A 23,141-nucleotide genomic window follows, 5' to 3' on the forward strand; every position below is an offset into this window, starting at 1 on the left:
AACGTCAAAACATGAAAAAAATGACCACAGATCCCAAAATGCTCGAATTACTCGTTTGTCCAATAACGAGAAGCACACTCTCTTACAACCGAGAAACACAAGAGCTCATTTCTCTCAAAGCCAAACTTGCCTATCCTATTCGTGATGGCGTCCCCATTATGCTTGCCTCAGAAGCGCGCCCTTTGCAAAACGATGAAAAAATAACCTATAAAAAATAAGAAAATTTCGTTCATTTTTTCTGGAGAAAGCTGTTATCAATCACTGCTCTATGAAAAGCTCTCTTTTGCTTGTGCAATCTTTTTAATATTGGTGCTAATCCACCACACGCCAGCACCAGCATTCTCTTTACCAACTCCCCTCTTTACCAACTTCCAATGTTATACTTACTCTAAAAAGTCTTTTGCTTCTAAATGCGAAAAGACGCTTCCGTTTTTATACAAAATAAATGGATAAAGTCATATAGTTACAATTTTAAACATACCCCATAATGATCACCAAGAAATTGTCCTACATTTCATCAAAATAAAGGGATGCATTGCAACAGTTGCATGTAAACTTTGCAAAAAACAACCAAAACAACTGCTGTCACTCTGGTTGACGATTTAAAGAAATTACCCTATGAATGAGACTTGTGTTTTTGGTCGTATACGCGACGATCAAATAGGGTCTGGAAGCCCGAAAAACTCAAACTAGAAATAAAACCGCTTTTTGCGGATATCCCGGAATTTCCGGGGGCTCTTGTTATGTCCAAGTGCTCTCAGCACTAAAAGCAAGAGGCTGTTTTGAGTCAGCACTTCCAGACCCCGGAATACTAATGCGAGGGCGCTCGCAACCGGAGGGGGAGCAAAGTGCGAGCCAAAAATTTACATTTTTATGACATTTCTTTAGGCAAAAAAATTCGCTTTAGAAGAAACCTCATGGGTTTTTCTCAAAAACAATTAGGGAGTCATTTGGGCGTAACATTTCAACAAATTCAAAAGTATGAGAAAGGTTTAAATCGCGTAAGTGCAAGACGTTTACAAGAAATTGCTCATATATTAGATGTTCCCGTTTCCTTCTTTTATGCTGATAACACAAAAAAAGAAGATCCCTTCTATCATTGTGATGACAGAGTAGAAAGCAAAGCAGAATATTTACTTTTGCAAAGTTTTAGAATGCTGACCCGCAAAAAACAAAGGGCTATTTTGCAGTTGATTTCTGGTGAAAAAAATGACCCCTTATTTTCATAAGTTCACTGAAAGAACAATCAACATCCTTAATAACATTGAAAAGAATTTTGACTGTCTCCCCACACCTCATGAGAACGAAATTTCTTAAATCTAATCTGGTCTGTAAATAGTCCGAATTCTAACGAGTTTAACTTAGCTATAGCGCTTTGATTCATAATGATATATCTAACGTTATGTATATTGAATGAGTGTCTCGAATATCGTAAAATTCTTTCATTTCAAACTTGTTCTATATTGAATCAATCAAAATCACTTATTTGCACACTACAAGCAGAGTTAGCGTGTGAGTAAAAATGTACAAAAAAGGCATACCTCTTAATTGAATCGTCTCACATACCAAGAACTGTAGCCACATTGAGTGCTGGAAAAATGTATGATGATGCTAACTTACTCTTTTTTTAAACATTAAACATGGAGGTGTTCAACGGCTTTCCACTCATATAATCCACTTGAAACAAAAGGCTCGCCAAACAAGCCTAAGAATATTCCCACACACTTAAATATATCAAGAAAGCTTAAAGATCTTATACCACCATACTTCAAATGACGATATTTTATAGCATAACAGGATTAAAGTAAAAAACAGACACGAAAAAACTATATGTATAGCTTTCATAAGAATTTATTTATATAATGGATACTTAAGTTTATCTTGTTGTGCCATAAATTCTATCATTTAAGGTATGAGAATATGAAGCATGCATACCTCTTTGAAACATTCAAATGTTTTTTAGGTGCCAAATGTTTTTTTAAATATTTTTAGGCTTGCTTGTTGAGCCTTAAGTTTCAAGTGAAAAATGGGAAGCCGCTAAAAGTACCGCCAGAATCTGGCTGTTTACAGACTGAATAGGAAGCTTCGCTTTTAAGGGCATAGGGAGAAGATCAAATACTTCAACACTTAAATTCCCCCAACGCGATACGTAATAGCATCCTTAAAAAATTCAAAATAGTGAAGGTAAACAATTGACAGAAGATACGGAATTCACTTAATTAAAGTGCTCTCTAAAAGAGATAACAGTTTAGCGTACAATATTCAATTTTTCAATTCTGAAAGATTAAAAAGACGTATCATTTGAAATAAAACAACTTATTGTGCTGATGATGATTGATGTGTACAAAATTGAGTTGTTGAAAATCAAAAATATAATTTAATGATGTTCCTTGACCAACTCACTCTCTCCTGAGTATAGCACGGGGAATAAACGTGGAGAGACATGAGGAGTATATAGAAAATGAGTTTTAAAGTTGCAATTGTCGGCGCAACCGGAAATGTTGGTCGTGAAATGCTTACAATTTTAGAGGAACGTGGTTTTCCTGCGCATGAAATTGTCCCTCTAGCATCACGACGCTCATTAGGACAAGAAGTTTCTTATGGAGATAAAACTTTAAAAGTAAAAGCACTGGATACTTACGATTTTTCTGACACAGATTTTTGTCTGATGTCCGCGGGAGGAAGCATTTCCAAAGAATATGCTCCTAAAATCGCTGCCGCTGGCTGTGTCGTCATCGATAATTCCTCCACGTGGCGCTATGATTCCAATGTTCCGTTGATCGTCCCTGAAGTCAATGCCGAAGCTATAAATGCCTTTTCTAAGCGTAATATTATAGCAAATCCTAATTGTTCAACAATTCAACTGGTCTTAGCTTTAAAACCTCTCCATGATGCTGCAATCATTAAACGTGTTGTTGTCTCTACATATCAGTCGGTTTCTGGAGCTGGTAAAGAAGGAATGGACGAACTTTTCGAACAATCACGTGCTGTTTTTGTTGCTGACCCAATTACATCAAAAAAATTCACTAAACGCATTGCCTTTAATGTCATTCCTCATATCGATGTTTTCATGGAAGATGGTTATACAAAAGAAGAATGGAAAATGACTGCTGAGACAAAGAAAATTCTCGATCCGAAGATTAAATTAACAGCCACTGCTGTTCGTGTCCCTGTCTTTATCGGTCATGCCGAAGCTGTCCATGTTGAATTTGAAAAACCACTAAGCGTATCTGAAGCACAAGCGCTTCTTCGCGATGCTCCCGGTTGTCAGCTTATCGATAAACACGAAGATGGTGGCTATACCACACCTTATGAATGTACCGGAGAAGATGACACCTTTATTAGCCGTGTTCGTGAAGATATCACCGTTGAAAATGGTTTAGCTTTCTGGGTTGTCGCCGATAATTTAAGAAAAGGAGCAGCATTGAACGCAGTTCAAATTGCTGAATTGCTCATTTCTCGTAATTTGATAAAGCCTAAGTCCGTAAATTAACGCCCTGTCCGAAAGGATGAAGAGCCCTAGCCGGTCTGTCAAAAGTCCGGCTTCTCTTCAGCAGGATCTTCCCCTGCTGGGGATTCATACCGCCAGTCTAAAGGACTGTAATTCGGGGTATTGAAAAATTTTACTCTGAATATCCATGAATACCTCGCCACCTTAATTAATCATCGCCGCCCTAATGCCATTTTACGGTACAATAGGATCAGCAGCATAAGCGTTTTTTGCTTCATGCTGCTGATCCTTTTTATCATTCCGGTTGTGAAATTAACTTACCCTTATCGAGCAGGATAAGTCACAACACGGTAACGTGTTTCATTACGTTCAAAGTTTTTATAATTGACATTATCAGGAAAGAAGGGATTATAAGCATTTACGCGCTTTACAGAAACTCTTTGTGCTTTGGGCGAAGGATTTAAAATTGTCCGTTCATCTCTTTTTTTGACACCTGTAGAATCGATAATCATATCTGTTCTGTAGAGTTTTTGTATGTTTTTCCGTGTTTTTTGAATCGCCGGAAGAGCTTTAAAACCAGAAACAACCTGTTTTACTTTTTCTTTTTTTACTTTTGGCGATTTTCTCATAGCATTTGGCTTTACTGGCATCTTTGTAAAAGCAACGGTAGGAACATTGTTGACATTGACATAACGTGCAGATGCCCAACCAACCTTTCCGTGATAACCAAGAGAACACCAAGTTTTATTGGACAGACAGCCATAAATTTGCACTTTTGCTCCCATTGGAACCATTGTGATTACTTTATAAGCTGTCGCAGGACCTGTGCGTAAAGATACCTGACCTGATGCAACACGAGCAACTGTTCCTGCAATGGTTCCAGCTTCCGCGTGAGAAGCAGTCACAGCCACCCCCGACGCTCCCAAAGCCCATAAAATCATTGTTGTTGATAAAAATTTCTTTCTTAACATTATTTTTCTTCCTCTCTCAAAACATGTGAAGGGCAAAATTTCGCCTTTGCAAAAATTTGCCGCGGTTAAATCCAATGATCAGCAACCTTTATTTCCCGCCCAAAAGCCCCCTCAACATTGCAACAAAATCTCTCTTTATTCCCCTTATTCCCCCTCTACACGAACACGGCCTTTTGATCTTGATTGCGCAGTATGCTCCTCATAAATTTACAGCTAAAGCATCATTTGATTATCTGGTCCTTCAACCAATCGTCCCTTAAAGAAGTTTTTAAAGTGTTATTGGTTCCCTCAACAAATGATTGCAATAAAAGAATTGATTGCCTGAATTTCAGAGAATGAATGATGATAAGCCCCCAAAATACTAAAAATAGGAGGAAAAATAATACTCTTTTAAAAATAAAAGTGATTGAATATTCTCTAAAGCTTGTATAACTTTAAATCTTCCTAAAAAATACAGAGTATAAAAATACAGAGTATATTGAAACTTCCCTCAAAAAAGCTCTTGGAAAAGAAAGTTAAAAGTACATGACATTAAAAATTTTTTCTCGTAGTCGGATTATAGGATTATTCCTCTCTCTCTTTGCACTTTTTTTATCTACGGTTTTTGTCATGGCTACAGACAAATCAAAAATCAAACTTGGTATTATGGAAGGACGGGATGCGATTATTTGGAAAACTGCTGCTGAACAGGCTAAAAAAGCTGGTTTAGATATTGAACTCGTTTATTTTTCTGATTACGCTTTGCCTAATGACGCTGTTAACGCAGGAGAGATCGATGCGAATGCTTTTCAGCACGCTCCTTATCTTAATGAACAAATGAAACAACGTGGCTATAAACTTTCAATTGTCGGCTATACATTTATTGCTCCAATCGGTGTTTATTCGCACAAAATAAAAGACTTAAAAGATCTACGTGATGGTGCACATGTTGGTATTCCAAACGACCCATCTAATGGTGGAAGAGCCTTACTTCTTCTCAATTCTTTAGGTCTCATTAAGTTAAAAGATCCTCATAATATTCTTGCATCTCCACTTGATATTATCGAAAATCCTAAAAACCTGCAAATTCGTGAGCTCGATGCTGGTATGTTAGGGCGAGCTATTGACGATTTTGATCTTGCAATTATAAACACGAACTGGGCTATTGTTTCCGGATTAAACTTCGAAAAAGATGTCGTCGCATGGGAGAGTGCAAAAAACAATCCTTATGATAATATCATCGTTGTACGCACGAGCGAAAAAGATGAGCCATGGGTTAAAAAATTAGTTGCCGCTTACAACAACGATCTCATCCGTGCAAAAATAAAAGAGATTTTTGGCAAAACCGCCCAAACTTCTTGGTAATTGTGCCAAATATCCGAGTAATTGTGAATGGAAAAACCTACTCTTATCTCCTTAAAAAACATCAGCCGTTGTTTTAACAAAACGGCTGGTGTTCCGGTAATTAATAATCTCTCTTTAAATATCCATGCTGGTGAAATCCTTGGGATTATTGGGCGCAGTGGAGCAGGAAAATCAACACTTATCCGCTGTTTAAATGGGTTAGAGAAGATTGATGCCGGGTCCATTTTTTTTGAAGGTGTTGATATTTCAAATCTATCAGAGATAGAGTGGGCACCTTACCGTCAACGAATTGGGATGATTTTTCAACATTTCAACCTTCTCTCATCGCAAAATATTCTTGATAACATTGCATTGCCGCTTAAATTAAGTGGTGTAAGTAAAAAACAACGCCACAAACGTGCCCTTGAACTGATTGAATTGGTTGGGTTATATGGAAAAGAATATTGCTATCCGGCACAATTGTCAGGGGGGCAAAAACAACGCGTTGGCATTGCTCGTGCGCTCGCTGCTAATCCTAAAATATTGTTATCAGATGAAGCCACCTCTGCTCTTGACCCTGAAACAACACAATCTATTCTAGAGCTCCTTGCTGATATTAATAAACACCTCAATCTCACGATTGTGCTCATCACCCATGAAATGGAAGTTGTGCGCACCATAGCGCATCGCGTTGTTGTTCTTAATCAGGGGAACATCGTAGAAGAAGGACGTGTGAAAGACATCTTTACATCACCGCAAGACGATACAACCATAGCCATGCTCAAGCTTGTCACCCCGCAACTTCCTGAAAAATTTGCGAAAAATCTCAAACCAATCGGGCGAGAAGCTGTCATTGAAATCAATATTGCCGGTGAAATTGCCCAGCAGCCTTTTCTTCATCTTCTAGAAAATGAGAGTGGTTTAAAAGCACGTATTTTGCATGGTGGCATTGATACAGTTCAAGATGAAACCATCGGGCGACTCTTCTTGGCTCTTCCTGGAGAAGATAAAGAAGCTTTAGAAAAAGCTGTTCAATGGTTAACGAAAAAAGGACGATATTGTGAGGTCTTAGGCTATGTTTAATGTTTTGTCTCATGAACTTCCCCAAGCTGTTATTGATACAATATTGATGACACTTAGTGCTTCTTTTATGGCATTTATTATAGGACTTCCCCTTGGTCTTCTTCTTCACACAACAGCACGCGGGGGGATTTTTTCCTCATCTCTCATCAATCGCCCTTTAAGCATGATCATTGACAGTATTCGTGCCATTCCCTTTATTATTCTTGCATTTTATCTTCTTCCCGTTACGCGTATCGTTGTAGGAAGAGGGATAGGAATGCCTGCTGTAATTTTTATACTGACCATTTCAGCTATTCCTTTTTATGCACGCATGGCGGAACTCTCTTTTAAAACCGTTGAAAACGGTCTCATTGAAGCGATCCGCTCTATGGGTGCAAGCCGTCTTCAAATTATCAGACATGTTCTTATTCCTGAAGCTCTCCCTAGCCTGATTACAGGTTTTACAGTTATGATCATTTCTCTCATAGGAGCGACCTCACTTGCTGGATATCTTGGTGGAGGCGGTTTAGGAGATATGGCAATCCGCTATGGCTATCAACGCTATAATACCTTCATCATGACCATTGTCATCATTCTTTTGATCATGCTCAATATTATAACCCAATGGACTTCTGATAAAATCGTACAAAAACTTGATAAAACAAAACATTAAAAGACTTAGAATTTCACATACCAATATCATCATCCTCTTTGCCACTTTCCAAGTGCAACAACCCTTGCCTATCGAAAACGCTCATAAGAGATTAGGAACTTTTTTCTTAAACAGTTTTTATCTCTCCCCATCCGTTTGTAACATGAAAGAAAATAGTTTTAACTGATTGAATATAAAAGAGAATGAAATAAGAGATCTCACAGTATGTGAGACTCTCTCTTAACATAAAAATGATAAATTATCATGTCAAATTAAGACATTGGTCACAACCTTTCCCAACCTTAGATAACATATTGAATTTATAATGATAATATGGCGTTATTCATATTGGATGAGAACTCTGAATCCCGTAAAGTCCTCTCATTCCCAATTTGTTCCATATCGAATTAATCAAAATCTCTCGCTTGCATGTTACAAGCAGGAAGAGCCGTGTGAGTAAAAACTATACAAGCAAGGGAGGCGTGCCTCTTATGAATTATCTCAAGCACCAAGACCTGTCTTAACATTGGGTGCTAGCATATAATATGATAGTACCGGTTTTCTTCTTCACAGGCATAAAGACATGGGGATGCTCAATGGCTTTATCGTTATACTCTTCACAGGCGCCATTGCGAAATGGGTGTGACGAGCGTTGAGAGATGTTTCTTTAAAATAAGTCCGTGAATTGGCAACGCAAGTATATTCCATTTGAAACATTCTGTTTTATGTGAGAGCTGTGACCCCATTAAAGAATGCTATAAACAAAAGCGTGAGGCAATGCACTATCTTCACCAAGAAACTCCTCTTCAAAACGATCTAGGAAAGATAGCAATCTGCTATAGCTATCAACGCTATGATAGCTCCAGCATATCTATCACCCTATAGATTATTCTCAATATTATCATTGAAGAAACTTCTCATAGAATTGTACAAAAATTTTATAAAATAAAGTACTCAAACTAATCTAGATATTGGAAGATTTTTCCCCCATCACTGCCACAATAAGCCATTGAGCCGTAAGAGCTGGTTTTTTTAACTGTTCAATTTCCACCGTAACCCCATAATGGAAAACCACTCGACCAGAAGGGCGAATTTCTGCATCATCTAACACAAAACGCGCACGTACCCGTACCCCTGTTTTCACAGGACTCATGAAGCGTACTTTATCGAAACCATAATTAATCCCCATTGTGCTCCCCTCCAACTCTGGAAGCGCCTCATAAGCGAGCGTAGACAAAAGCGATAATGTTAAAAACCCATGAGCAATTGTGCCCCCAAAAGGTGTCTTTTTAGCCTTTTCCTCATCAACGTGTATCCATTGATGATCATCTGTAGCGCATGCAAACTGATTAATCATATCCTGTGTAACAAGACGCCACCCCGATAATCCCACTTCTTTCCCAATAAAACTGGTAACATCTTGTATTGCTATTTTTTGCTGCATAACGCTATTCCTATTTTATTTGATAAAAACGACCACCCCTCTTGCTTTTATAAAATCCATTGATTAGAGCATCAAGAATAAAAGATTAATTGTCTTAAAAACAAATGCACCTTATGAATGAGAAAAGTTCTTTAGCAGAATAGTTTTCAAATGGGAAAAAAGAATGGCAAGCAATGTGAACCTAACAGGTTTAGCGCATGATTTAAAACAACGTGCAGAAAAGCATCCCCCCATCCGTATTGGACTGATTGGTTGTGGTGAAATGGGCACAGATTTATTATCAAGTATCGCGCATATGGATGGTATAACAGTTGCTGCAGTAGCCACTAGGACGCCGTCACGTATTTTTGATGCCGCTACAATAGCCTATGGCGAAGATGGACATGTCTGTGAAGTTGAAAATACTTATGCTCTCACGCAAAGCATTGAAAAAAATTTGATTGCAGCAACAGATGATATTGACCTTGTTTTACGTCATGAACAAATTGATATTATCGTTGATGCAACAGGCTATCCCGAAGCAGGAGCAGAAATTGGTATCAAAGCGCTTGAGAATAACAAACATCTTGTCATGATGAATGTTGAAGCAGATGTTACAATTGGCGCTTATCTCAAACATGAAGCAGAAAAACGAGGACTCATTTATACACTTGGTGCCGGAGATGAACCAACTTCTTGTATGGAACTTATAGAATTTGTTTCAGCCCTTGGACATAAGATTGTTGCAGCGGGTAAAGGAAAAAATAATCCTCTACGCTTTGATGCTACACCTGATGCTTACGAAGAAGAAGCATTCCGGCGTAATATGAATGTGCGCATGTTGGTTGAATTTATTGATGGTTCCAAAACGATGGTTGAAATGGCAGCAATTGCCAATGCCACTGGGCTTCTCCCCGATTGCCCAGGAATGCATGGACCACAAGCGGCGCTGCAAGATTTAAACAAAGTGCTTATTCCAAAACAAGATGGAGGCATTTTACAGCGATATGGTATTGTAGATTATTCAACAGGCCAAGGTGTTTCCCCAGGTGTTTTTGTCATTGCAGAAATAGCACACCCACGTTTACGTGAACGTATGGAAGATTTAAAAATTGGTCAGGGGCCTTATTTCACCTTTCACCGCCCCTATCATTTAACAGCAATGGAAGTTCCCCTCACCTGCGCACGCGTTATGCTTTATGGCAAAAAAGATATGGTTCCTCTTAGCCATCCCGTAGTAGAAGTCTGTGCTGTTGCTAAAAAAGATTTACATCCAGGTGATCAGCTAGACTTTATCGGTCTTTATACTTATCGTGCTTGGATAATGAACATCGCAGAAGCACGCGCTCACCACGCCATTCCTTGTGGTCTTTTAGAAAAAGCAACAGTAACAGCTGCAATTAAAAAAAACGAACTCATTACAACACATAATACTGCTATTCGTGAAGATCAATGGATTGCGCGTCTTCGTGCTAAACAAGACCTTTTACTTCATAACCCTTCTTCCGCTAAGCTATAAACACTCCTTAATTACCTTACTTAACAGCATCTTTCCCTTACACAACGAAACAACCCAGAATACACTTGTATCGCAAATACAAGTGTTTATGTTTTAATAAAGGCATTTTCAACGATGCATATTACCACTTCTCTCTCACAATATGGCGCGTAAATGCTACAATATAAACCACCCCATGATATGACATAAGATTCATTGTGTATCACTATCTTTACTCTATAAAGATACAAACCGGCATCACCATTTATTTGTCAATATTACGACAGCCCTTGAGCCTTAGAGATGATTCATGAGAAGAATTTTTACTCTTTTTTTTAATAATTTTATCCATACACGAACGCAACTTGTGATACGTAAAAAATACTTTTGATGGATTTAACATAAACAACTTTGAAATGATAATTTATCATTTTTCTTATTGCATAAGAGCTATGAATACAGGGATCTTTTTATTTTATCCTCTTATAAAAAATAAAAAAATTTAAAAAGGATAAAATATTCCTTTGATGAATAATCTTCATATGAGAGAAGATAGACAATATTAAAAAGCTGATAAAGATAATGAGTATACTAGCCTTATTACTAGGGAATAAACATAAACTGTAAAAAATCAGGTTACACTATTTTGTAAAAAACCATAAATGTAGGACCTTGAACTTTAATAATGTTAATAAAAGCTATATTTAGTATTAAGAATAGTGATTTTTATCCAATACAGTATAAATAAGTTCAAATATTTATTTTTTCAAAATCATGAAGCGAACAAAAAAATCATCGACTTTGTCGATGATCTTTCTGCTAAAGTGTAGTGAATATTCCCCAAAGAGATACAACAGCACCTAATACATCCCCAACACATAAAGAAGCAAGAAGTGATAAAATACCTATTCCCCCCCAAAAGGCTGCACCTGAAAAAGCAGCAGTTTTTTCAACTTTCCCCAAAGCAATGCCATCTTGTTCCTCAACGCCTTGAATAACAGCTCTATCCACAGCTTTAATAGCTACATTTTTTTCTAGTGTAGAAATAGTAACTGCCACTCTCTCTTGAAATTGATTTTTTACAAAACTTGCATTTCCCTCTATAGTTTGTACAAAAAAGAGAATAAATAGTGTAAAAGTAAATGAACATACACGATTTTTAAATATTTTAAACATAGCTTTCTTTGCTCCTCTTTTCTTCACTGAAAAAATGAAAGAATATTCACATATATAAAAACCAAAACTTATATTTAATCATTTATATAATTACACATAATAAAATATTATATGTAATTATATTTTATATATAACACATTGTGTATTGCATGTAAAGACACAAAAACAACAAATGATAAAAATAATTTATTCCTTTTACACTATAATAACTAAGATCCTAACAGTAATATATTGTCATTGTTATTTATCTACTTCAAGATAATAAAAATTTATCAAATTGCTTATTATAGTAAAGATTAAAAAATAAATTGATTTGAAAATTTATATAATAGAACTTTTATAAATAATTTAAAATGTAATTAAATTTTAAAGAACTATAACATTAAAAACTGTCAACCTAATGATAATTATTCTCTATTATTTCAATAAATATAAAAATGAAATAGTACTTAATGAATTTTTATTATATCGCTCATCAATAAACTTTAAAATAAAATTGATAGCGAAAAAACTCGATCTAAAACAAATCTATCCTAATAAGCAAACCTTAAAATAGTATATTATTTTTCTATAAAACAGTTATAAAATGTAAAAAGAAATTAAGATCTCTATTTTCAAATAGAAAAGACATTAATAAAATGATTCTCAACTTTTACTGATATATAAAGAAAATAGTGCATAGCATCTTCAAAAAGGTAATTTAGCTCCTTTATCTCATACAGCATAAAAAACTCAAAATATTGACTTTCAAACCTAACAAAACAAACGCATAAAATAAATAAATCTATCAGATTTACAAAAATATTATAAGCAACACTAGAGCACCAACAAACTACCTAAAATTACATAAAAAGAGAATCATGAAAAATGAGATGATCCCCCAAAATACTGAAAAATTTTTCTTTCTTAATTTTCATAAAAGTTATTCCATATTTTTCGTCAATATTGTAGAGCGCAGCCCTATTTATATTTTGAATAATTCTATTTACTCTGTATTAGTAAAAATAATTCTCTTTTAAATAAGTTTTTGGCAATATTCACATAACTGTATGCAATTTGTACAAAGTAAATAATAATAAAGAATTGATAAAATACTTGAAAGAAAACTGATATTAAATGATAAATTTATCAACTGATCATTTTAATAGCAGGATAATAATCTATAATAATCATTTATTGTTTTGCATGTTTAATGAGAGAACTAACTATTGTAGGATTCTCTTAATTTTAATGCTGTTTATATTGAATTAATCAAAATTCTTCGCTTTCAAAGCACAAAAGAAAACGATGTGTCTGTGTAAAAAAACTTGAAGAAAGGAAAATATCACTTATGAGATATTTTAACTATCAAGCGCTGTTAACACAGTATTGAAAACTGGCAAAGTGAATGGTGGAGCCCCTTTTTACTTTAAAAATATAAATATAGTATAGTGAATTACAATATATTTTATATTATGAGGCTTTACCATTATACCATTCACGAACAGTGTCGCAAAATAGGCTTGGATACCTTGAGAAAGGTTTCTTTAAAACAAGCGTATCAATGTGCAACACAATAGCGTTCTGTTTATCATGTATCCAACGGTATTTCTTCTTGAATCATCTTATAAACTCATCGAGCTCTCTGAGATTCAAGTTCATCTTACGTGAATTTTTCCCTTTATATTCATTTTTTCTCATGAACACTAAAGTCTGTTAAGATACGATCCAAAGTAAAATCAATCAAAAAACATTTCTATTCTTTTGTACTATACAGATACTTGAATTAAGAATTTAGAACTCCTGATTGCAACCAAAGTCTGTACTATTGCAACAATAGAAATAGTTTTGTTATCCTCGCTCCATAGTAAAAAGAAGAATATGCAACTTACAGAAAAAATTGTGCTTTCAATAAACAATGAAAAAATTATTTTTCATTACATGATGTGAAGTATTTAATCTGTATGAATATTTACTTATTAAAAATGAGAATATGCATCAGAAAGTCTTACCAAAGATAGCTATCTTTAGAAAGCTCGCCTCATATTACAAAAAAATTGAGTTGGCTTTGCTCAATAAAATCTTCACTATTGTTTGACAAAGCTCTCATTTTTATAGCATCCATATGTGATGTAAAAAGACGCCTATTTGCGTTTCTCTTATAGATAGATTAAATAGTGACAGCACTTTTGATCATTTTTTCTGTGTTAACTTCTCTTTTGGGCAATAATTTATGGTATCTGACACGCCTTTTCTCGCTCTTTTACCTTTGGGCGCACACGAATATCACGGAGAGCACCTTCCCTTCGAAACCGACTGGATCATTGCTGAAGCTTTTGCAAAAGCCCTCACTTTACAAACAAAAGAACAATTTCATATCGCACTTTTACCGGTTGAAAAGATTGGCTATTCTATAGAACATATGGATGTTACAGGCACACAAACGCTCACCTTTTCCGACGCTATTGAGCGATGGATAGAGATTGGTGAAAACTGCTATCGCAAAGGAATAAAGCGTTTTCTTCTTCTCAATGCCCATGGAGGCAACTCACCCTTAATGAGCATTGTTATCACCGAATTACGGAGGCGTTTTTCAATGCTTGCGGTAGCAACAAGTTGGAGTCGTTTTGGTTTGCCACAAGGTTTAATGGCACCGTCTCAACAGCATCTTGATATCCATGGAGGATTTATCGAAACCTCTTTAATGCTCTATTTAGCACCGGAAAAAGTTCATATGGAAAAGGCAACAAATTTTCATAATAAACAAGCGGATATGATTGCCAACTATCAGTATTTACGCGCTTATGGTCCTCATGCCTTTGGCTGGACAATGCGAGATCTAAATACGCAAGGTGCAGCAGGAAACGCAAGCAAAGCAACACCACAAGCCGGTGAAGCAATATTTTCTCATGTTCTGTCTCAGCTTCGTGATTTACTTGATGATATCAATCGATTTAACATAAACACATGGCAATAAAGAACAATAAAAGGTCTCTCCATGGAAACGACACACCCAAAAAAACTTCCCGTTACGGTTCTCACAGGCTATCTTGGTGCAGGAAAAACCACCCTTCTCAACCGCATTCTCAGTGAAAATCATGGCAACCGTTATGCCGTCATTGTCAATGAATTTGGTGAAATTGGTATTGATAATGACCTGATCATTGAATCAGATGAAGAAATTTATGAAATGAATAATGGCTGTGTTTGCTGCACCGTGCGTGGTGATCTCATTCGTATTCTGGAAAGTTTGATGAAACGTTCTCATCGATTTGATGCGATCATTATAGAAACGACAGGGCTTGCAGATCCCGTTCCCGTAGCACAGACCTTTTTCATGGATGATACGGTCCATGAAAAAACAGCTCTCGACAGTGTCATCGCGGTCGTTGATGCAAAGCATTTGCCCTCTCAACTGAAAAAAAGTCGTGAAGTTGAAGAACAAATTGCTTTCTCTGATATTGTTCTCTTAAATAAAATTGATCTTGTCAGCGAAGAAGAACGTGCACACGCGCAATCGCTCATTCTTGCAATTAATCCCAGAGCCATAATTTACGCAACAGAGCGCGCTAACATCCCTCTTGATAAACTCCTCAATCGAGGTTTCTTTGATCTCCAACGCACTTTAGATAATGATCCCCATTTTCTTGACCATCAGCACGCAGACCATGTCTGTGGTCCCGATTGTAATCATGATCATGCACATCACCACAAATCCACCATTCATGATATTACAATAACCTCTGTAAGTTTAAAAACAGGTGCTCTACAACCAGAAAAGTTTTTCCCTTGGATCCAACAGATTACGCAGCAACAGGGACCTGATATCTTACGTCTCAAAGGCATTATCGCCTTTCAAAGAGACGATGATCGTTATGTCATTCAAGGTATACACATGCTTCTTGAGGGACAACATCAACGCCCATGGCGTGAAGATGAAAAACGAGAAAGTCGCCTTGTTTTTATAGGACGCTCTCTTGATGCTGAAAAATTAAAAACTGGTTTTGAAAATTGCGCATAAGTGAGTGATAATGCCAAATATTACCCATTATGATCTCAAAAGTTACTGCCTTTCTTGCGGTTTTATAGGCAATAAACCAGCTTTTGTTTCCGTAGAAGGTTTCATTGTTTTGTTTAATCCAACCCCACAAATCTTTGAAGTTCACAAAGGAATAATTTCAAGCCATTTTTCCCATGACAATACCGCGATCATCACAGGTGGAGAAGATGGAAAAGTCTGTCAAACAACCGCAGCGGGACATACAGAAGTGCTAAGCCAAAAAGAACGCAAATGGATAAACAACGTTGCTTTTGGTCCACAAAAAGCTTTTGCTTTTTCCTCCTCACGTTTCGCATTTGTGCATGTTGGAAAAGAACGACAAGAGCTTACACATGAACGCAGTGTAGAAGGCCTCGCTTTTGCCCCAAAAGGTTTACGACTTGCCGTTGCCCATTACAATGGAGTTACTCTTCATTGGTTATCAACGCAAATATCTCCCACCACATTGGTATGGAAAGGAGCTCATTGTGGCGTCACCTTCTCGCCAGACAACCGCTATGTCATTTCTACCATGCAAGAAAACGCCCTCCATGGCTGGCGTCTCACTGATAATCAGCATCTCCGCATGAGTGGCTACCCAAGCAAAGTCAAAAGCTGGTCTTGGAGCGTGAAGGGAAAATGGTTAGCAACATCCGGTGCATCAGCAGCCATTGTCTGGCCCTTTCATACAAAAGATGGCCCCATGGGAAAAACACCACTAGAACTAGGAACACGAGCAAATGCGCTTGTTAGCACCGTTGCATGCCACCCACGCAAAGAAATTGTAGCAATAGGCTTCAATGATGGAATGATTTTGTGTGCACATTTTCATGATGGAAAAGAAGTCCTTCTAAAAGGTTATGGGAAAAGTGCTATCTCAGCACTCAACTGGGATCAGACAGGGTACAACCTCACCTTTGGTAGCGAAAATGGTGAATGTGGTATAATCAATATCACTGATTAAACCAAGCACCAACAAGCGCAACCATCGCTGATAAAAAATGCCTACGCAATCCCCCAGAAGCAATTGCGCATGAAACCCATCTTCCTCTCTAAAAAAATAAACACACTTACGAGGCGTTTTCAATCACAAACCAAAGAAATCATATATTGTGGACCTTTTTCATCAAGACAAAAGAACCATTTAGAAAAGATAAGAGAAGATTTTAATAAAGTAAAAGGCAGCATTTTCTACTGCCTTTTTTATAAAATGACATATCATACTTTGTCAAAAAAGGTGGCGCAAACCAGCAGAGAAACTTGCTCCAGAAAACCCTGCTTTTGTCAGTTTATGCTGATAATTTATATCTCCATAAAGAGAAAGTTTTGAAGAAAGACGCGCATTAAAACCAAGCCCTGCTTCCAAAGAAGAACCAAAAAAACCTAATTGGAAATCGTTTTTAAAAGAAACAAATTGCTTATCTTCAAAACTATGCAAATAAGAAAGCTTACTATAAAAAGAAACGACACGTCCCTCTTCAGAAACATTAAGTGTCTTGCTTAAACGCCCACCAACACGCCCCACCCATTGATGAAATTTTCCTAAATCAACATCAATATTATCAACATCATGTGCCGGATTAAACTGAAGACGCTGATAAACAACCTGAATCTGCGGATCAAAAATAACACCTTTATACCCTGTTGCAAACGTTCTGCCACTTGTTAAAGAACCGCTAAACTGTTTACCCTTTAACGCTACAACCTTGCCCCGTGCTAGTGTCAAAATATCTCCCTTAAAAAGTCCATACGATAATACTCCATCGATATAAAAACCCGTATCATGCTGTAAACTTCCATAGGCTCCAACAGACCATTTATCAAATGCGCTTTTTTTGCTTTGTTCAACATCCTGTGGGTTTAGAGAGAAGTTTCCATAGTTCCCCAAAGCCCCAAAGAATGTACGACTGTATAAACTCTCAGTCTCGTTTAACAAAACACCTGCTTCCAATGCACTATAATCGAGTTCTGCTCCATAGCCATATTCAAAAGCAGATAAATTGGAAGCATAATGATGACTACCACCATAAGCATGCAGAAAAAAGGCTGGCTTTTCATCATCCTTCCAAGAGGAATGAAAAGCATTCCGCATTGTCTCTACCGTCTTATTTTGCGTGGTCATATCCACTAAACCAGCATGAAATAAGGTATTTGGCAAAAGAAGATAAGTTGGCAATTGAGGAACAACAGCTCTAATTTGGAGATTAGACTGAACATTAAGCGACATAGGAAGATTGGATGAAGGTTCAACAGGGTCAGAAGATGTAGAAGGCTTTTGTTCAATAGGAGCAGAAGCAGGAGAAACAGAATCTGCAGATGAAGGAGGTGCCAAAACAGAAGGCGAGTCAGACATCAACAAGGTAGGAAGTGGATCGGGTGGCGAAGGGGGAGGATCAACAGGATCAGAAGATGTAGAAGAAGAAGCTGTGGCAGATGTCAATGACGTAGGAAGTGGATTGGGGGGAGAAGGTGGAGGATCAACAGGATCAGAAGATGTAGAAGAAGAAGGTATGGCAGATGTCAATGACGTAGGAAGTGGATTGGGGGGCGGAGAATTTAAAGGACGAGACAATGAAAACGAAGCCGGTTTAATAAATGGACCATTATAAGTACCTATTCTAGAAGAAATATAGATACCTTCAAGACGGAAATCCCAAAAATCCCCCTCACCTTCCACTAATCTTTGCCTAGCATCCGCTTTTCCAAAGGGCGAATTTGGACCATAACCACGAATACGATATTGATAAGGAAAACCTTTCACTGTAGTATAACTATCATAACCATTGGCGAGTTGAAAAGAACCTGCCTGCGCGGTTCCAGCAACTTGAATAAGTGAAATGCTTTGATCTCTTCCATCATGGACTTCTTTATTTGCAGCTTTTGGAAAATTTAGCACATGAACGAATGTCGTTCCCGAGACATCACCAGAAATCAATATACGATCGGTTTTTTGAGGATCAAACAAACCCTCATCACTCAAAAATGCACTCAACTTAATCTGAGCATTTCCCTCAGCACTGTAAACTTTTTTATCTTTTGATGCGAGAATTCTATCTCCTGCGTCTATATCCGCCCTTTTTCCAATGTGTAGCGTTTGATAACCATTCGATATATCTTCATCATTAAAGAACAGTGTACTATTGGAAAGACTTAGAGAAGAAAGTGATGAAACAGATTCCCGTAAACCATTGTATTTACTTTTAGTAAGATACCATGTTGAATAACGGGTTAACTCTAAATCAATAGTTGATTTATCGTCAACACGCGTACCTCCTGTAAGAGAAGAAGCGCTTGCTTTCACCAATAGAGAAGAGTTATTTTTAGCTTTTAGCAACAAATCACCAGAAATCTTTGTTTCATCAGATAATTCAAGAATACCTTCAGCCCTATAGCCTCTATTCCCCTTCGCATAAATCGCAATACCATCTAGAACTGTCATATTTGTCTGTGATAAATAAACAAATGCCTTCCCCGTGAGAAATTTTTGGGTTTCTAAAACTTTTTCATCATCTCGTTGCCTAACCATCTTAGCAATCTCTTCTGGAGCTAAAACATTAAAATACAGACCATGTGCTCCATCCCCTTTCACAGAAATATCGTTTTTTTCTATCTTAATACTTGTATTCTTAAAGCCATCTGACGAAACATACTTCTGAATTAATTTGCCATTATCGTCTACATAACCTGAAAAATTTTTAATCACGAGTGCATGCATATTATTAAGATGAATAAAAACGTTTTTCAAATAAACATCACCCCCTTGAAAAACCTCAAAAGCTTCAGGCAATCCCCCCATAGCGCCATCACCATCTGTTCTAGCTTCCTCCCTCCTTCCTTGCCCCGTAATACACATAGTATCAAAAATATAGCGCCCCCCAAACCGAGTTGAAAATGAGCCAATCTTATTAAAATTAACGGTACCTCCTGACATTCTAACCATTGCATCAAAACCACTCATAATACCGATCCCTTTTACATTCAAATTATCTGGCTCAATATCGATATTCACACTCTCTAAAGAAATATCCGTTTCTCTCCCCCATGCATAAATAGCATGTGAAGCACCCTTAATTTCCCCTACTGTCATGCTAATAACTGCATTTTGAGCACGAAGAGCAGGTATGTCCTTGAAATCTGCAGCTGTTAGATTAAGTTTTCCACCATTTCTTACATACGCCCCATAGGCAGATATTTTATCTGAATTATCGCCATAAACTGTTATCTGAGAGGCATTAACAACAGTGCCATCTTTTTCTACATATATAGCTGCAATAGGCGCAACCTCCTGAGAATTTTTTAAGTAATAAACTTTATCTGCGAGAAAGTGTGTTTTTCTATCATCGCATTTATAAAATGCTTCTCCTGCATCACTTGAAGATCCTGCAGCATTAACATAAGTAACCTGAAAAAAATAAAGAATAGCTGTTGTAAAGTTGCACAAAAATACATGTTTTTTAAATACATAAACCATAACTCTTCCCGACTCCTATTCCCTTATTTGTATTCATTTAAGAATAATATCTATATTTAAACTAACAAACTTCTTAAAATACAATAAATATAAAACTAAAGAGCTACTTTTAATACTTAATATAACAATATATACTTATATATAAGTTACTATATAGTTTATGTATAGCTAAAAATGATAATGTAACCCGCCTGAAAAAATGGTCTCTGAAAAACCATCTTTGCTAATTTGCTAAGACAATGTTGATAAGTTACATCTCCATGCAATGCAAAATGTGAAGACAACTGAGTATTCGACCCAACTCCAGTTTCTAGAAAAAAACCAAAAGCCTCTCATTGGAATTCATCTCCAAACTGTACACGTTGTTTTCCTCCAAAACTATTGGCAAGATGAAGCTTGCCATTGAAAAAAACAGTAATCCCCTCTTCAGAAACAGAAAGCATCTTTCTTAAAGACCCACCAACACGCATCCCCCACAAAACAAGTTTTCCATTTCAATATTAAAACCATCAATATCAGACACCTTATCAAACCGCACATTTTGATAAATAACCTAAACCTGCGGATCAAAAATAACCCCTAACTATAATTGTAATTGTAACAAATATGAGTGTTCAGAAGAATCTGAACACATTTAAATTAACGACATGAACTTGGGTCATGAAAAAAAGGCTTATGAAAAAATAGAGAAAGGCAGAAACGAACTATCCCCTTTATGTCCTGTCATAAATGACTTACCCGCAATCAATGAAGCACTCAAAGGTGTTCCTCTTCAATGTTGTTGTCTTGCCTCTTGCTTTCGTGAGAATATCCCCCTTAAATAAACCATAGGAAAAAAGGACATCTATATAAAAGCCTGTGTCATGCTGCATACTGCTATATGCTGTAATAGACCATTTATCAAATGTACTTTTTTGCTTTCTTCAATATCTTGAGGTTCTAGAGAATTTTTTCCATCATTCCCCATTATTCCAAAGCTCAAAGTGTGATGTATATCCTCAATCGCATTGAGCAAGACACTTGCCTCTATAGCGTTATAATTCAAATTTCCGCCATAGCCATATTGAAGCTCAGGTGGTCAAAAACATAATGATAACTTCCACCGTAACCTCGCGCAAAAAGTGCAGGATTTTTTTACCATTTTCCCCTAAAGCCCCAGCAGCGATACGCAATGTTTCCAGCTGTTTGTTGTGATTGTTCATATCCATCAAACCAATATGAAACAAAGCATGGGGCATCGACAGATATGTTGAAACTTGCGGGACCACCGCTTTAACGCCCTCTTCAGAATAAAGAACAAAAGCATCATGATCAGCGAAAACATTATTATGATGAGTATAAGTGCTTAAAGAACGAGACACATCATTTTCCAACCGAATATGACGCAGATGAGAAAGTTTCTGAACATATTCAACTTCAAGTCGATAATTCCAAAATTTCCATTATACTCAATATTTTTCTCTTTAACGGATCCATTCCCACCTTTTACCTATCTATGAGAAGAATTTGGACCATTAGCACGAAAACACTATATCGATAAAGTGCTCCTCTTAAAGCAACATAATCTGTTGCCAGTTTAAAGGGATCCTCCGCAGCCTTTCCATAAACCTGAGCAATTGAAACACTGAGGCTATCTTTTTATCGTCTTTTTGCTTACCTTTGCTATGGTTCTTTATCTTTTTGAAGCCACTAAACCATCGACAATATGCACCTTAGTTTTTCCATAAACATCACCATAGATTAAGAAGTTTATCAGCTTTTATTCTCTTGCTTTTACCATTTACAGCAAGATGTGCATTAACATATAAGCGCGCGTCCCCTCCTGCAACGTAAGCATAATCTAAACCATGATCATCATCCAATCTCCTAATACGAAGTGTCTGAAAAAAATCATTTCTTGGTTTTCTGAAAAAAATAGAAATATCAATAAGCCTTAAAAAGGAAAGAAATGAATCTACAAAATATGGAACTTTTTTATGATTATTTTTAAGCGCATTTTTATTTGCTCTTACAGTCCATTGAGATTGATTGAACAACGCAACACTACCATAAGAACCTTTCTCAACATGTGCTCCTCCTACAAGAAAAGACGCATAGGCATCAAGTGCGACAAACGAATTATTTTTGACATCTAATAACCGATCAGCAAAAAATACGCGAACCCTCTAATATCGTAATATAAGGAGACCTCCTAGCATCGTTACTATAAATAGCCGTATCATCGGGAACGTGAAGAACAGTCTTTTTAAACCGAAATTCACCTAAACTTGTAAGAAGCTCTCCCCCTTGATATTCATATTGCGAAGGAACTCCTCTAAAATACAAACCGTGACCCCCTTGTCCTTTAAGAAGGATCTCTGTGTTTTCAAAAAAATCTCAGACACAAGACCATCCTGCAACTCATATGATCTTTCCTTAAAAACAGGCTCGGCACTTTCAACCGCTATACCGTGAACATCAGAAACCTAAATCTTACCTTCATCAAAGGAAAAAAATCGCCCTGCTTCACGCCAAACACAGATTGAGATAACATGGCATTTCTACCACTTTTCTTTTCGCCATTTCCTGTAATAGAACTCTTTTTTAAAAGAAGTTTTATTACCTTTTGACGCAATCACTGCTGATTAATTTTCTCAAATCTATTTAATTCTAAAATTCCACCAGTTCCTGAAACGCCTTTTTCCCTTTTACTTTTTTTCAGCAAAATAACTATGTTATGGGATTGTATTGTAAAAATAACATCTGTAGTTTTCCTATCCAATCCACTCATATATAACTTACCACTACTTCCAAAAGTACAAGCAGCATCAACTGTATCACACGAATACGATTTAAAAAGAGAATGACATGAGGGTTTATAATCTTCTGCACTCACATCTATATTGTGCGCGAAGAAAAAATAGAGGTCGAAAGAGAACACGCACATGGCATTTTAATACTTGAATTATAATTTAGTCTAAACTTTCTTTATTTTATCTTCATAAAAAACCGAAACGACACATCTAGTTCATCCACTGATTATTCTTATTATGTGTCATCCACATAATTTTCTTTATATTATATATGAAAATCAGAAATCAGAAAAAATAATACAAT

The 23,141-nt window shown here is 36.6% G+C and carries 19 protein-coding genes; 10 read left to right on the forward strand and 9 right to left on the reverse strand.

Features of this window, described 5'->3' with window-relative positions; genetic code table 11:
• Window positions 1-11: 11 nt before the first annotated feature.
• The 3 genes from ACFIJQ_RS06360 to ACFIJQ_RS06370 all read left to right on the forward strand — a co-directional run bounded on the left by ACFIJQ_RS06360 (window position 12) and on the right by ACFIJQ_RS06370 (window position 3,493).
• On the forward strand, window positions 12-218 hold the full coding sequence (locus tag ACFIJQ_RS06360; RefSeq protein ID WP_273788597.1) for a Trm112 family protein: 207 nt from the start codon (window positions 12-14) through the stop codon (window positions 216-218).
• Between the two features lie 630 nt (window positions 219-848).
• Window positions 849-1,229, forward strand: a complete 381-nt coding sequence (locus ACFIJQ_RS06365) for a helix-turn-helix domain-containing protein (RefSeq protein WP_375629171.1) — start codon at window positions 849-851, stop codon at window positions 1,227-1,229.
• Between the two features lie 1,232 nt (window positions 1,230-2,461).
• Window positions 2,462-3,493 (forward strand): aspartate-semialdehyde dehydrogenase, encoded by a 1,032-nt coding sequence (locus ACFIJQ_RS06370; RefSeq protein WP_273788252.1) that lies wholly within the window; start codon window positions 2,462-2,464, stop codon window positions 3,491-3,493.
• Window positions 3,494-3,774: 281 nt separating this feature from the next.
• Here the strand turns inward: ACFIJQ_RS06370 and ACFIJQ_RS06375 are convergent, their stop codons facing one another.
• Window positions 3,775-4,422, reverse strand: a complete 648-nt coding sequence (locus ACFIJQ_RS06375) for an SH3 domain-containing protein (protein ID WP_026500587.1) — start codon at window positions 4,420-4,422, stop codon at window positions 3,775-3,777.
• A 525-nt stretch (window positions 4,423-4,947) separates the two neighbouring features.
• On the opposite strand from ACFIJQ_RS06375, the gene ACFIJQ_RS06380 reads away from it, so the two are divergent.
• From ACFIJQ_RS06380 to ACFIJQ_RS06390, 3 genes are read left to right on the forward strand one after another with little or no spacing between them, the layout of a single operon-like run.
• A complete protein-coding gene (locus ACFIJQ_RS06380; RefSeq protein WP_273788251.1) occupies window positions 4,948-5,766 on the forward strand; it encodes a MetQ/NlpA family ABC transporter substrate-binding protein in 819 nt (272 codons plus the stop codon).
• 27 nt (window positions 5,767-5,793) lie between these two features.
• A complete protein-coding gene (locus ACFIJQ_RS06385) occupies window positions 5,794-6,828 on the forward strand; it encodes a methionine ABC transporter ATP-binding protein (protein ID WP_015856779.1) in 1,035 nt (344 codons plus the stop codon).
• Window positions 6,821-7,480, forward strand: a complete 660-nt coding sequence (locus tag ACFIJQ_RS06390; RefSeq protein WP_375629177.1) for a methionine ABC transporter permease — start codon at window positions 6,821-6,823, stop codon at window positions 7,478-7,480. The genes ACFIJQ_RS06385 and ACFIJQ_RS06390 overlap by 8 nt, the downstream gene beginning before the upstream one ends.
• Window positions 7,481-8,423: 943 nt before the next feature.
• On the opposite strand, the gene ACFIJQ_RS06395 is transcribed toward ACFIJQ_RS06390, so the two are convergent.
• Entirely contained in the window at window positions 8,424-8,903 is a 480-nt protein-coding gene (locus ACFIJQ_RS06395) for a MaoC family dehydratase (protein WP_273723586.1), read from the reverse strand.
• Window positions 8,904-9,066: 163 nt separating this feature from the next.
• On the opposite strand from ACFIJQ_RS06395, the gene ACFIJQ_RS06400 reads away from it, so the two are divergent.
• Window positions 9,067-10,401: an NAD(P)H-dependent oxidoreductase gene (locus tag ACFIJQ_RS06400; RefSeq protein ID WP_273788248.1), complete on the forward strand. Its 1,335-nt coding sequence runs from the start codon at window positions 9,067-9,069 to the stop codon at window positions 10,399-10,401.
• A gap of 798 nt (window positions 10,402-11,199) precedes the next feature.
• Here ACFIJQ_RS06400 and ACFIJQ_RS06405 read toward each other — a convergent pair.
• Window positions 11,200-11,556 carry a hypothetical protein gene (locus ACFIJQ_RS06405; RefSeq protein ID WP_375629181.1) on the reverse strand — a complete coding sequence of 119 codons (357 nt, stop codon included), beginning with the start codon at window positions 11,554-11,556 and terminating at the stop codon, window positions 11,200-11,202.
• Between the two features lie 2,212 nt (window positions 11,557-13,768).
• Here ACFIJQ_RS06405 and ACFIJQ_RS06410 point away from each other — a divergent pair.
• Genes ACFIJQ_RS06410 through ACFIJQ_RS06420 form a run of 3 tightly spaced genes read left to right on the forward strand, consistent with a single transcriptional unit; the run spans window position 13,769 to window position 16,538 of the window.
• Entirely contained in the window at window positions 13,769-14,512 is a 744-nt protein-coding gene (locus ACFIJQ_RS06410; RefSeq protein ID WP_273788246.1) for a creatininase family protein, read from the forward strand.
• A 21-nt stretch (window positions 14,513-14,533) separates the two neighbouring features.
• Window positions 14,534-15,556, forward strand: a complete 1,023-nt coding sequence (locus ACFIJQ_RS06415) for a CobW family GTP-binding protein (RefSeq protein WP_375629184.1) — start codon at window positions 14,534-14,536, stop codon at window positions 15,554-15,556.
• 10 nt (window positions 15,557-15,566) lie between these two features.
• Window positions 15,567-16,538 carry a WD40 repeat domain-containing protein gene (locus tag ACFIJQ_RS06420; RefSeq protein WP_375629187.1) on the forward strand — a complete coding sequence of 324 codons (972 nt, stop codon included), beginning with the start codon at window positions 15,567-15,569 and terminating at the stop codon, window positions 16,536-16,538.
• 264 nt (window positions 16,539-16,802) lie between these two features.
• On the opposite strand, the gene ACFIJQ_RS06425 is transcribed toward ACFIJQ_RS06420, so the two are convergent.
• From ACFIJQ_RS06425 to ACFIJQ_RS06450, 6 genes are all read right to left on the reverse strand, one after another.
• Entirely contained in the window at window positions 16,803-20,045 is a 3,243-nt protein-coding gene (locus ACFIJQ_RS06425) for an autotransporter outer membrane beta-barrel domain-containing protein (RefSeq protein ID WP_375629190.1), read from the reverse strand.
• Window positions 20,046-20,377: 332 nt separating this feature from the next.
• Entirely contained in the window at window positions 20,378-20,524 is a 147-nt protein-coding gene (locus ACFIJQ_RS06430; RefSeq protein ID WP_273788242.1) for a hypothetical protein, read from the reverse strand.
• A 591-nt stretch (window positions 20,525-21,115) separates the two neighbouring features.
• On the reverse strand, window positions 21,116-21,406 hold the full coding sequence (locus ACFIJQ_RS06435; RefSeq protein ID WP_375629194.1) for a hypothetical protein: 291 nt from the start codon (window positions 21,404-21,406) through the stop codon (window positions 21,116-21,118).
• A 369-nt stretch (window positions 21,407-21,775) separates the two neighbouring features.
• Window positions 21,776-22,081: a hypothetical protein gene (locus tag ACFIJQ_RS06440; protein ID WP_375629197.1), complete on the reverse strand. Its 306-nt coding sequence runs from the start codon at window positions 22,079-22,081 to the stop codon at window positions 21,776-21,778.
• Between the two features lie 106 nt (window positions 22,082-22,187).
• On the reverse strand, window positions 22,188-22,370 hold the full coding sequence (locus tag ACFIJQ_RS06445) for a hypothetical protein (protein ID WP_375629200.1): 183 nt from the start codon (window positions 22,368-22,370) through the stop codon (window positions 22,188-22,190).
• A gap of 289 nt (window positions 22,371-22,659) precedes the next feature.
• Window positions 22,660-22,920, reverse strand: coding sequence for a hypothetical protein (locus tag ACFIJQ_RS06450; protein WP_273788241.1), 261 nt, complete (start codon window positions 22,918-22,920; stop codon window positions 22,660-22,662).
• Window positions 22,921-23,141: the final 221 nt, after the last annotated feature.

Source organism: Bartonella sp. TT67HLJMS (genome assembly GCF_042193375.1).
Taxonomy (GTDB): Bacteria; Pseudomonadota; Alphaproteobacteria; order Rhizobiales; family Rhizobiaceae; genus Bartonella; species Bartonella grahamii.